This is a genomic window from Pseudodesulfovibrio sp., from assembly GCF_028692895.1.
Taxonomy (GTDB): Bacteria; Desulfobacterota; Desulfovibrionia; order Desulfovibrionales; family Desulfovibrionaceae; genus Pseudodesulfovibrio.
The window spans coordinates 1-11,678 of sequence record NZ_JAQUWN010000088.1 but is presented as its reverse complement, the minus strand read 5'-3'; the positions used below and the strand labels follow the sequence as shown (position 1 = coordinate 11,678).

At 65.0% G+C, this 11,678-nt stretch carries 11 protein-coding genes; 6 read left to right on the top strand and 5 right to left on the bottom strand.

Annotation, left to right across the window (positions count from 1 at the left end):
* From PHP91_RS15585 to PHP91_RS15565, 5 genes are all read left to right on the top strand, one after another.
* Positions 1-634 (top strand): response regulator transcription factor (locus PHP91_RS15585; RefSeq protein ID WP_300142786.1); only part of this gene is annotated, 634 nt, incomplete at its 5' end.
* 117 nt (positions 635-751) lie between these two features.
* The gene (acs, locus tag PHP91_RS15580; protein WP_300142783.1) at positions 752-2,671 is read left to right on the top strand and encodes an acetate--CoA ligase; all 1,920 of its coding nucleotides are present in this window, start codon (positions 752-754) and stop codon (positions 2,669-2,671) included.
* A gap of 63 nt (positions 2,672-2,734) precedes the next feature.
* Positions 2,735-3,316, top strand: coding sequence for a WbuC family cupin fold metalloprotein (locus PHP91_RS15575; RefSeq protein WP_300142780.1), 582 nt, complete (start codon positions 2,735-2,737; stop codon positions 3,314-3,316).
* 85 nt (positions 3,317-3,401) lie between these two features.
* Positions 3,402-4,313 carry a DMT family transporter gene (locus PHP91_RS15570; protein WP_300142777.1) on the top strand — a complete coding sequence of 304 codons (912 nt, stop codon included), beginning with the start codon at positions 3,402-3,404 and terminating at the stop codon, positions 4,311-4,313.
* 625 nt (positions 4,314-4,938) lie between these two features.
* Positions 4,939-5,571, top strand: a complete 633-nt coding sequence (locus PHP91_RS15565) for a CGGC domain-containing protein (protein ID WP_366141591.1) — start codon at positions 4,939-4,941, stop codon at positions 5,569-5,571.
* Positions 5,572-5,709: 138 nt separating this feature from the next.
* On the opposite strand, the gene PHP91_RS15560 is transcribed toward PHP91_RS15565, so the two are convergent.
* Genes PHP91_RS15560 through PHP91_RS15540 form a run of 5 tightly spaced genes read right to left on the bottom strand, consistent with a single transcriptional unit; the run spans position 5,710 to position 10,521 of the window.
* Positions 5,710-6,432, bottom strand: coding sequence for an ABC transporter ATP-binding protein (locus PHP91_RS15560; protein WP_300142789.1), 723 nt, complete (start codon positions 6,430-6,432; stop codon positions 5,710-5,712).
* A 6-nt stretch (positions 6,433-6,438) separates the two neighbouring features.
* On the bottom strand, positions 6,439-7,629 hold the full coding sequence (locus tag PHP91_RS15555) for a branched-chain amino acid ABC transporter permease (protein WP_300142773.1): 1,191 nt from the start codon (positions 7,627-7,629) through the stop codon (positions 6,439-6,441).
* The gene (locus PHP91_RS15550) at positions 7,610-8,512 is read right to left on the bottom strand and encodes a branched-chain amino acid ABC transporter permease (RefSeq protein ID WP_300142770.1); all 903 of its coding nucleotides are present in this window, start codon (positions 8,510-8,512) and stop codon (positions 7,610-7,612) included. The genes PHP91_RS15555 and PHP91_RS15550 overlap by 20 nt, the downstream gene beginning before the upstream one ends.
* 58 nt (positions 8,513-8,570) lie before the next feature.
* Positions 8,571-9,725 carry a branched-chain amino acid ABC transporter substrate-binding protein gene (locus PHP91_RS15545; protein ID WP_300142767.1) on the bottom strand — a complete coding sequence of 385 codons (1,155 nt, stop codon included), beginning with the start codon at positions 9,723-9,725 and terminating at the stop codon, positions 8,571-8,573.
* Positions 9,726-9,765: 40 nt separating this feature from the next.
* Positions 9,766-10,521 (bottom strand): ABC transporter ATP-binding protein, encoded by a 756-nt coding sequence (locus tag PHP91_RS15540; protein WP_300142764.1) that lies wholly within the window; start codon positions 10,519-10,521, stop codon positions 9,766-9,768.
* A 319-nt stretch (positions 10,522-10,840) separates the two neighbouring features.
* On the opposite strand from PHP91_RS15540, the gene PHP91_RS15535 reads away from it, so the two are divergent.
* Positions 10,841-11,593: an SDR family oxidoreductase gene (locus tag PHP91_RS15535; protein ID WP_300142761.1), complete on the top strand. Its 753-nt coding sequence runs from the start codon at positions 10,841-10,843 to the stop codon at positions 11,591-11,593.
* Positions 11,594-11,678 lie beyond the last annotated feature (85 nt).

Here is an 11,678-nt window from a genome sequence, read left to right as displayed (position 1 = left end):
CCTGGTCTTCATCTCCGACTCCGAGACCCAGGCCTACGCCGCCTTCGAGCTGGGGGCCACGGACTACCTGCTCTGGCCGCCCGCGCCGGGCCGCATGGCCCGGACCATCGACCGGCTCCAGAATTTCAAGACCCGCTTCCGCGAGGTGCCGCCCCCCCAGGCCTACGACGCGGCCGAGGCCGAGCCCGACGACTTCGGCGACGAGCAGACCGTCCAGCTCCCCCTGCCCGACGAGGAGCAGGACACCTTCCTGGCCGCTCTCAAGGCCGCCTGGGACCAGACCGCGGGCCGCCGCCAGGAGATCGAGAAGCTGGCCGTCAGCCAGGACGGCCGCACCATCCTCATCCCCTACGACCAGATCATCTTCGTGGAGGCCTTCGAGGACTATTCCTACGTGCACACGGCCAACCAGAAATATCTCTCCTCCCACCGGCTCAAGAACCTGGAGGACCGGCTGGAGCCGCACCGATTCTTCCGAGTGCACCGCAAGTACCTGGTCAACCTGGACATGGTCACCGAGATCGCCAGTATGCCCGGCTCCAACTTCATGCTGCGCACCGTGGGCCGCACGCGCATCGAGCTGCCCATCAGCCGACGGAGGATCGCCGAGCTCAAGAAGATCATCGGCCTGTAACCGTTCAACCCGCCGCAACGGCCGCTGACCGAAAAGGCCGGGCGTTGCGGGGACAACCTGCTACAAGTGAGACTCGCCGGACCGCCTTTTCCCGGTCCGAACAGCGAGGAGGACATAATGGACCAGTCAATACAGCTCGACAACCTGCTCCAGGAGGAACGGGTCTTCCGCCCCCTGCCGCAGTTGGTCATCGAGGCCAACGTCAACCCCCAGGAGCTGGAGGCCGCGCGCAAGTTCGCCGCCATGGACCCCCTCGGCTACTGGGAGGAGGCCGCCGACGAGCTGGACTGGTTCAAGAAGTGGGACCAGGTCTTCGACGACAAGGACGCCCCGTTCTACAAATGGTTCCCCGGCTCGCGCTGCAACATCGTCTACAACGCGCTGGACCGCCACATCGAGACCGTGACAAAGAACAAGCTGGCGCTCATCTGGGAGGGCGAGCCGGGCGACAGCCGCAAATACACCTATTTCGAGCTCTACCGCGAGGTGAACCGCTTCGCCAACGCCCTGCGCACCCTGGGCGTGCGCAAGGGCGACCGCGTCGTCCTCTACATGCCTCAGTTGCCCGAGACCGTCATCGCCATGCTGGCGACGGCCAAGATCGGCGCCATCCACACTTCGGTCTTCGCCGGGTTCTCGGCCAAGGCGCTGCGCCAGCGCATCAACGACGCCCAGGCCAAGCTGCTCATCACCGCCGACGGCTTCTACCGCAACGGCCGGATCATCAACCTCAAGGAGACCGCCGACCAGGCCCTGGTCGGGGCCTGCGCCGACTGCGTGGAGTCCATGGTCGTAGTCCGCCGCTGCAACATCAACGTGGAGATGGCCGACGGCCGCGACTTCCACTACGAGGACCTGGTCCGCCAGGAGCGCAACGAGGCCCCCACCGAGGTCATGGACGCCGACGACCCGCTCTTCCTGCTCCACACCTCGGGCACCACGGGCAGGCCCAAGGGCATCGTCCACTCCCACGCGGGCTACATGGTCGGCGTGCACCGCACCCTGACCACGGTCTTCGACATCAAGCCCACCGACATATTCTGGTGCACGGCCGACACCGGCTGGGTCACCGGCCACTCCGCCGGGGTCTACGGGCCGCTCATGGCGGGCACCACCTCGGTCATGTACGAGGGCCACCCCAACTATCCCCAGGCCGACCGGCTCTGGGCCATCGTGGCCAAGTACGGGGTGACCATCTTCTACACCGCGCCGACCATGATCCGGATGCTGATGCGCTTCGGCACCCAGTATCCCAAGACCCACGACCTCTCCTCCCTGCGCCTGCTCGGCTCGGTGGGCGAGCCCATCAGCCCCGAGGCCTGGACCTGGCTCTACAAGAACATCGGCCGGTCCGAGTGCCCGGTGCTCGACACCTGGTGGCAGACCGAGACCGGCATGTTCATGATCTCGCCCCTGCCCATCTCGCTGCTCAAGCCCGGCTCGGTGACCAAGCCCCTGCCCGGCGTGGAATGCGACGTGGTGGACCGCGACGGCAAGCCCGTGCCCCCCGGCCGGGGCGGCCTGCTGGTGGTCACCAGGCCCTGGCCCGCCATGATGACCGGCCTGTGGAACGACGACGAGCAGTACCGCAAGTACTGGGAGACCATCCCCGGCGTCTACTACGCGGGCGACGTGGCGCGGAAGGACGAGGACGGCTACATCTGGATTCAGGGCCGGGCCGACGACGTCATCAACATCGCGGGCCACCGCATCGGCTCGGCCGAGCTGGAGGCCGCCTTCGGCAGCCATCACGCGGTCAGCGAGTGCGCGGTCATCGGCGTGCCGGACAAGATCAAGGGCGAGGCGGCCAAGGCCTTCGTCATCCTCAATCCCGGCGTCACGGCCGACGACGACCTCATCAAGGACCTCAAGCGCACCATCCGCAACGAGCTCGGCCCCGTGGCGGTCATCAAGTCCATCGAGTTCCGCGACACGCTGCCCAAGACCACCTCGGGCAAGATCATGCGCCGGGTCCTCAAGGCCGAGGAGACGGGCCAGGAACTCGGCGACCTGACCGGCCTGGTGGTCGAGCCCTAGCGCCCGCCGGGTCTCGGCCGCCCGGCCTTGCCCAAACCCGCGCGGCCATGTACATCCAGGTGCATGACCGAAGAAAAAAAGTACCCCATGGCCTTCACGGCCCCGGAAGAGGACGTCGTCCCCCTGACCCTGTCCATGGTCGGCAACCTCCTGGCCGCCTCGCGCGAAAGCCCGCGCAAGCGCATGCTCCAGCGCCTCCACAAGGAGGACGGCGAGCTCGTGCACCGCATGTTCAACGCCTTCCAGCCCGGCACCTACGTCACTCCCCACCGCCACCTGCATCCGGCCAAGACCGAGACCATCCTGGCCATCTCCGGCGCGCTCCTCTTCGTGGAGTTCGACGACAACGGCCAGTTCCTGCGCCACACCCTGCTCCAGCCCGGCACCGAGACCTTCGGCGTGGACGTCGCGCCCCACGTCTTCCACACCTTCGTGGCCCTCAAGCCCGACACCCTCATCTTCGAGGTCAAGACCGGCCCCTACGCCCAGGAATCGGACAAGAACTTCCCGGACTGGGCCCCGCGCGAAGGGACAGAGGAGGCCGACGCCTACCTCCTGGACCTCATCAAGCTCCTGGCCGAACGCGCCAACGCCGAGGCCGAGGCCCTCAAGGAGCGCCGCGATAACGAGGTCCCGACCAACTGACCGGCACGAATCCGGTTGACTTGAGCGCCGGAATCGGGAATCACCGGCAAGGCGGCCCGCCGCAATTGCAACCACAGGGATTTCCATGAACAACCGCGCCCTCAGAGCCGACATCCTGCTCTTCGTCACCGCCGCCATCTGGGGCTTCGCCTTCGTGGCCCAGCGGGTCGGCATGGACCATGTCGGCCCCCTGACATTCAATGGCATCCGTTTCGCCCTGGGCGGCCTGGCCCTCATCCCCCTGGCCCTGCGCCTGGAGAAGAACCGCGCCGCCACATACACCCCCGCCGGGGCCAGACGCATCGGCCTCGGCGGCATCGCGCTGGGCGTGGTCCTGTTCTTCGGTGCGTCGCTGCAACAGGCCGGACTGGCCGGGCCGCAGCTCGCCGTCTTCGGCCTCGACGCCTCCACGGCAGGCAAGGCCGGGTTCATCACCGGCCTCTATGTGGTCCTGGTGCCCATCTGCGGCCTGTTTCTGCGCGAGCGCCCCGGCTGGGGCACCTGGCTGGGCGCTGTCATCGCCGTGGTCGGCATGTACCTGCTCTCGGTCACAGCGGACCTGTCCGTGGCCTTCGGCGACCTGCTCGTGCTCGTCAGCGCCCTCTTCTGGACCACCCACGTCCTGCTGGTGGGCAAAATCTCCCCCGGCATGGACGCGGCCGACGCCGTCAAGCTGTCCATCGTCCAATTCCTGGCCTGTGCGGCCCTGAGCCTGGTCGTGGCCTTCCCCACCGAGCCCGTGGCCATGGGCTCCATCCTCGACGCGGGCATCCCCATCCTGTACGGCGGCTTCATGTCGGTGGGCATCGCCTACACCTTGCAGATCGTGGCTCAGCGAGACGCGCCGTCGGCGCACGCAGCCATCATCATGTCGCTGGAGGCGGTTTTCGCCGCCATCGGCGGGTGCGTGATGCTGGATGAGACGCTGACGGTGCGCGCGCTGATCGGCTGCGGGCTGATGCTGGCGGGAATGGTGCTCAGCCAGCTCAAGCCTTAGAGCCGGCCGAGGCGTACGGCGAAGAGAGGAAAGCAGGCCGCAGCCTGAAAGTCTGCCGAAAGCCGGGAGGGGGAAGCGTTCGCTTCCCCCTCCCGGTTTTTTGAATGCCCTGGGCGGGCGGCGCTTCTTTTTTGTGGCCAAACACAGGCCTTGCGAGCAGCTTGGCCGCCTTCGTCGTTGCGTCGCCAAGCATCCGATCCAAGCGCAGGAACATAGGACTGGGCTTGTACGGATTAACTGGAAGGGACTACGGTCCCGGACGATTTTCTTCAGTTCCTTCCGTTGCGGGTGATCGGGCTGCTGCTTGCCGCAGCGGCGATTCGGCAAGTTACTCCGATGCAGCCCCGCGGCCAGGCGGCTTAGGAACTGACCAGACGGCTGGAGCGGCTTTTCGCAGCCCCGGAGCTTTTCATTTTCGGCGTCTTGGCTGCGGACAAATCCGCAGGACAGCGGATTTGGACGCCGGCTTTGCCAGCGCCGCGAAGCGGTGAGCTCCAGGACGGGGCCAATCCAGTGGAGGCCGCTTGGATCAGCTTCCTGCCCCGTGGACGGGGCGGGCTGGCGGGGCGCACCAGGAGCGGTTTTTACTCACTTTTGGGCGCTCTGGTCCAAAAGTCGCGCCTTCATGACGCGAAACCTCCGAATAACGTCCCGCCGGAGGCGGCCCCTTATCTGCCTCTACTCTTTTGCCTTTCTCTTCTGCCTGTTGCCTTTCCTCGCCCCTCTTTGGTTGCAATTCACTTTAATATATGCTCATACCTTCACAAGACATTCGACCTTGAACCATTCAGCGAAATCTCGGGAAATCTCCATGAAAAAGACAACCAAAATCGGAATTATCATCTGTGACCGCTATCGGACGTGCGCCGGAGGGAAGTGCCTGCGAGCCCTGCGAAACAAGGAAGGCGCCTTCAGCATGTACACGGATACGGACCTTGAGCTGGTAGGCTACACCACCTGCGCGGGCTGTCCGGGCGGGAACATCGAATATACCGGCGAGGAAATGGTCAAGAACGGCGCGGACGTCATCCACCTCGCGACCGGGATGCTCGTCGGCTACCCGCCCTGCCCCCACATTCAGACATTCAAGGATTTCATTACCATGCGCTACGGCGTCCAGGTCGTTGTCGGCACCCATCCGATTCCCCAAAAGTACCTCGATCTCCATACCGGGCTCGGCACCTGGAGCAACCCTTCGTGGGCCCCGCTGATCGAGCAAGCGATGTCGGATGAACAAACGCGCAAGGCCTACGACTGATCGGCGAGCGGCCGGGCCGCCAGCACCGGAAGAAAGCCACGCCGATGAGAAGGCGGGCACTCGCCGGGCGCCACAAGCCGAGAAAAAGCCCCCGGAAGCGCCAGCTTCCGGGGGCTTCGCCGCAAAAGCGGGAAAAAGCTATTCGCCCAGGTACGCCTTGCGAATGTCGGGGTTGGCCAAGAGCTTGTCCGCCGCATCCTCCATGACCACGGAGCCGGTCTCCAGCACATAGCCGCGACTGGCGCACTGCAACGCCAGGTTCGCGTTCTGCTCCACCAGGACCACGGTCACGCCCTGCCCGTTGATCATCCGGACGATGTCGAAGATCTGCTGCACCAGAAGCGGGGCCAACCCCATGGACGGCTCGTCCAGGAGCAGCACCGTGGGGCGGCTCATCAGGGCACGGGCCATGGCCAGCATCTGCTGCTCGCCGCCCGAGAGCGTGCCGCCCAACTGCCTGCGCCGCTCGCGCAGCTTGGGGAAGAGCTCGAAGACGCGCTCGACGTCCTCCTTGACCCCGGCGGAGTCGGTGCGGAAAAACGCGCCCATGTCGAGGTTTTCCATGACCGTGAGTCGAGGGAAGATGCGCCGTCCCTCGGGCACCTGGCACAGGCCAAGGGTCGGCAGGATGTCGCTGCCCACGCCGTTGATGCGCTCGCCCTTGTAGAAGACGTCGCCCTCGATGGCCTTGACGATGTTGCAGATGGTCATCAGCGTGGTGGACTTGCCCGCGCCGTTGGCCCCGATGATGGTCACGATCTCGCCGGGATAGACCTTGAGCGAAATCCCCTTCAGCGCCTTGATGCGGCCATAGGCCGAGACCACGTTCCTCAGTTCCAGTATGGGCTGGTTATCGACCATCATCGCCTACTCCATCTCCTCGGACCGGCGGCCGACCCGCTTGGCGGGCCAGATGCCCGCGGGCCTGACCAGCATCATGAGCGTCATCACGCCGCCGAAGACCAGCATGCGGTAGAGCTCGAACTCGCGGAACACCTCGGGCAGGGCCACCAGGGCCAGCACGCCGAGGATGACGCCGGGGATGGACCCCATGCCGCCCAGCACGACCATGGACAGGACCATGGCCGACTCCAGGAACGAGAAGGACTCGGGGCCGACGAAGCGCATCCGGGCCGCGAAGAACGCCCCGGCGAACCCGGCGAAGGTCGCGCCCATGGCGTAGGCCAGCAGCTTGAGCAAAAAGGTGTTCACGCCCATCAGCTCGGCGGCCGTCTCGTCCTCGCGGATCGCCTCCCAGGCCCGGCCGATGCGCGAATAGTTCAGGCGGTAGACCGAGAGCACGGTGACCACCGCGATGGCCAGGATGACGTAATAGAGCGAGGCCAGGCTGCGGAAGTCGAAGCCGAAGAGTTCGGGCCGGGGGATGCCGAGGATGCCGTTGGGCCCGTTGGTCAGGGCCATCCAGTTGTTCAGGATGAGACGGACGATCTCGCCGAAGCCCAGGGTGACGATGGCCAGGTAGTCGCCGCGCATGCGCAGGGTCGGGTAGCCGATGATGCAGCCCGCGATGGCCGCCAGCAGCCCGGCGATGGGCAGGCAGAGCCAGAAGGAAAATCCGAAGTTCAGGCTGAGCAGCGCGTAGGTGTATGCGCCCACGCCGTAGAAGGCGATGTAGCCCAGGTCGAGCAGCCCGGCCAGGCCGACCACCACGTTGAGCCCCAGGCCCAGGCAGATGTAGATGAGCACCGAGATGGCCACGTCGTGGGCGTAGCGCCCGGTGACCAGCGGGAAGACGATGGCCACGGCGAGCGTTGCGCCCAGGAGCACCCAGGTCGGGGTCTTGGCGTAGGCCCGCTGGATGAGCCCGGCCGCCGACTGGATGGGCTTGCCCGCCGCGTCCAGGTAGCCCGCCTCCTTGACCTGGTAGAAGAAGAGCACGAACACGGCGGCCACGGCCACGTAGCCGAAGACCTGGAAGGTGGCGGCGAACTCGAACCCCTCGGGCTTGATGCCGAGCATGGGCCACAGGAGGATGAGGAACCAGACCAGGCCGACCGCGCAGCCCGTCCATAATTTCTTAGACCCGCGTATCGTCAACGTTCTCTCCCATGATGCCGGTGGGTTTGAAATACAGGACCGCGATCAGGATGACGAAGGCGAAGACGTCCTTGTACTCGCCGGAGACGTATCCGGCGGCGAAGACCTCCACCATGCCGATGATCAGGCCGCCGACCAGCGCGCCGGTGATGTTGCCGATGCCGCCCAGCACGGCGGCGGCGAAGGCCTTGATGCCGGGCACGAAGCCCATGGAGTAGTTGACCGAGCCGTAGTAGAGCCCGACCATGATCCCGGCCGCGGCGGCCAGGGCCGCGCCGATGGCGAAGGTGATGGCGATGATGCGGTTGGAATTGATGCCCACCAGGGCGGACATGACCTTGTCCTGAGCCGTGGCGCGCATGGCCCGGCCGATGCGGGTCTTGAAGACCAGCAGGTTGAGCCCGAGCAGCAGGCCCGCCGTCAGGGCCACGATGAACATCTGCATGTAGGAGACCGAGACGAGCCCCCAGCTCAAACCGCCGGAGGTGATCTCCGTGGGGTAGGCCTTGTCGTACACGCCCTGGGTGAGCATCAGCCCGTTCTGCAGGAAGATGGACATGCCGAGCGCCGAAAGCAGCGCGGCCAGGCGCGAGGCCTGCCGGAGCGGCTTGTAGGCCAGTTGCTCCACCGCCATGGCGAGCAGCGCGCAGTAGCCCATGGCCAGGACCAGGGAGATGGCCAGGCAGGCATAGGGATGCAGCCCCTGGGCGGAGAGGTAGGAGATGAGGATCACGCCCATGTACCCGCCCGCCGCGAAGAACTCGCCGTGGGCGAAGTTGATGAGCTGGATGATGCCGTAGACCATGGTATACCCCAGGGCGATGAGGGCGTAGACGCCCCCCAGGGTTATGCCGTTGATCAACTGTTGAATGAAAAATTCCATGGGGTCTCGGTGCCGGGGCCCCGCTTGCGGGGCCCCGGTCGTTTTTTCGGTGTGAGGCCTAGTACTTCTGGCCGGTCAGGGAGTTCCAGTAGGGCACGAACGCGCCGTCCTTGACCTGGTAGACGGTGTAGTTGGAGCCGGAGTCGCCCTTCTCGTCGTAGGAGATGTCCTTGGACGCGCCGGTGAACTTCAGCTTCATAAGCTGCTCGCGGACCTTGGCCGGATCGGTGGTCCCGGCGGCCTTGACCGCGTTCAGGTACGCGGTGGCGGAGTCGAAGGAATAGGCGGAGTAGGCGCCGGGCTCCTTGCCGGTCTTCTCCTTCCACTTGGCCTGGAAGTCCTTGAAGGCCGTGGCGTTCTTGTCGATGGCGCCGAAGGTCAGGAACATGCCCTCGGCGTCGCCCTTGGCGATTTCCATGAGCTGCGGATGGTACACGGCGTCCTGGCCCATCAGGATGGCGTCGATGCCCATGCGCTTGGCCTGGATGACCATCAGCGCGCCGGTGGCGGAGTTCTGCAGGGAGATGTAAAGCAGGTCGGGACCGGCGGCCTTGACCTTGGTCAGCACGGCCGAGTAGTCCTTGTCGCCCTGGTTGACGTGGTCGTGATCCAGGACCTCGATGCCCGCGGCCCTGGCGGCGGATTCGACGCCGTCGGCCAGGCCCTGGGAGTAGGTGGTCTTGTCGTCCACGATGAAGATCTTCTTCACGCCCGCCACGTCGGTCATGAACTTGACGGCGGCCGGGCCCTGATGGTCGTCACGGCCGCAGGTGCGGAACATGTAGGGCAGGCCGCGCTCGGTGACCTGCGGGTTGGTGGAGGCCGGGGTGAGCATGATGATCTTCTCCTCGGCCAGGGTCTCGGAGGCCGGGATGGTGGAGCTGGAGCAGTAGGCGCCGACCACGGCGGAGACCTTGTCGTTGATCAGCTTGTTGGCGGCGGCAACGGCCTGTTTCGGATCACAGGCGCTGTCCTGGGGAAAGACCTGGATGTCGGAATAGCCCGGGATGCCGCCCTGGGCCTTGAAAACTTCCACAGCGATCTCCGCGCCCTGGCGGATGTCGTTGCCGTCCGCCGCATAGGGGCCGGTCAGCGGAGAAAGCGTTCCGATCTTGAGGATGTTCTCCGCCTTCTTCTCCTCCTTGCCGCCGCACCCGCCGAGCACCAGACCCAGCAGGGCCAGGGCCACTACCAGCACGAGTAAACGTTTCATTGACACTCTCTCCATGTTGACTGTTGCGCCAGCCTCTCACTTACTGGCCCAGATATGCCTCAATCACGTCGGGGTTGCGCTGAATCTCTTCGGGCAGCCCCTCCGCGATCATTACGCCGTGGTCAAGCACGATGATCCGGTTGCAGATTCCCATGACGACCTTCATGTCGTGCTCCACCATGAGCACGTTGATGCCGAGGTTCGTGATCCGGCCGATGGATTCCATCAGTTGCTTGGACTCCGCCGGGTTCAGCCCGGCCGCGGGCTCGTCCAGCAGGATGGTCCTCGGCTCGCTGGCCAGGGCCCGCGCGATTTCCAGTCTGCGCTGGTAGCCGTAGGGCAGGTTGGAGGCCACCTCGTCCGCCTTGCGGCCCAGGCCCATGAAGTCCAGCGCCTGCTGGGCCTTCTCCTGGATGCGAGCCTCCTCGCTCCGTTGGGACGGGGAGCGCAGGATCGCACCGACAACGCCCGTCCGCGACCGGCTGTGCTGCGCGACCATGCAGTTCTCCAGCGCGGTCATGTTCTGGAACAGGCGGATGTTCTGAAACGTGCGGGCGATGCCCATGCCCAGGATCTGGTGGGGCCGCATCCCGGTGATGGTCGCGCCGTCGTAGCTGGCCTGGCCGGAGGAGACGCGGTATACGCCGGTGATGACGTTGAAGACCGTGGTCTTGCCAGCGCCGTTCGGCCCGATCAGGCCGATGACCTCTCCCTCGGACACGGAAAAAGAAACGTCGGTCAGGGCCTGCAGCCCGCCGAACCGCACACAGATGTCGTCAAGGATGAGATTTGCCATAAGTACCCAATCAGATAGTAAAAATCAGCCCTGTTAGCAAGCTAAATATTATTCGCCGACCTTTTGCAACAGGCGAATATGATGAACTTTTTTTTACTCTGGCCTGTGCCCTTTACCCCATGGTCACCAAAAAGTCCATTTGCGGGGCTCCAACTCCGCCCGTCCTTCGGCTTTTCCCTCTAATTGTCAAATTTAACTTTGTTCTGCCTACAATTTTGCAGATAAATACCCCTTTACGCCCCTGAATTATGCTCTTACCCTCTGCTGAACAATCCGAAGCCCCCTTGAGGCTTCCACCCCAACCATACGGAGACCCGACATGCAAAAGACCGTCTTCATCACCGGCGCCACCGCCGGTTTCGGCAAGGCCATGGCCGAACGCTACGCCCGCGAGGGGTGGCGGCTCGTCCTCACCGGACGCCGCAATGACCGCCTTGAGGAACTGAAAAACGAGCTGGCCCCGGCACCGGTCCTCACCCTCCGCTTCGACGTGCGCGACCGGGCCGCCTGCGAGGCCGCCGTGGCCTCCCTGCCCGCCGACTTCGCCGACATCGACGTGCTGGTCAACAACGCGGGCCTGGCCCTGGGCCTGGAGCCCGCCCAGGCGTGCGATCTGAATGACTGGGAAACCATGATCGACACCAATATCAAGGGGCTGACCTACATCACCCGCGCCATCCTGCCCGGCATGGTCGCCCGCAACACGGGCCACGTCGTCAACCTCGGCTCCGTGGCCGGGACCTACCCCTACCCCGGCGGCAACTGCTATGGCGGCACCAAGGCCTTCGTGAACCAGTTCTCCAAGAACCTGCTCGCCGACCTGCTCGGCACCAAAGTGCGGGTAACCAACCTCGAACCTGGCCTGTGCGAGACCGAGTTCTCCGTGGTCCGGTTCAAGGGCGACAAGGCCGCCGCCGACAAGGTCTACGCGGGCACCAGCCCCATCACGGCCACGGATATCGCCGAGTGCGTCTACTGGGCCACCACCCTGCCCGCCCACGTCAACATCAACTCCATGGAAATAATGCCCGTGGACCAGGCCTTCGGTCCCTTCGCCATCCACCGAAGCTAGCCGCAAACGACATGGACGGGGGAGGCCTCCGGCGGCCGGGGGAAGGGAAGGGGGAACCTTTCGGGAAAGGTTCCCCCTTCCCTTC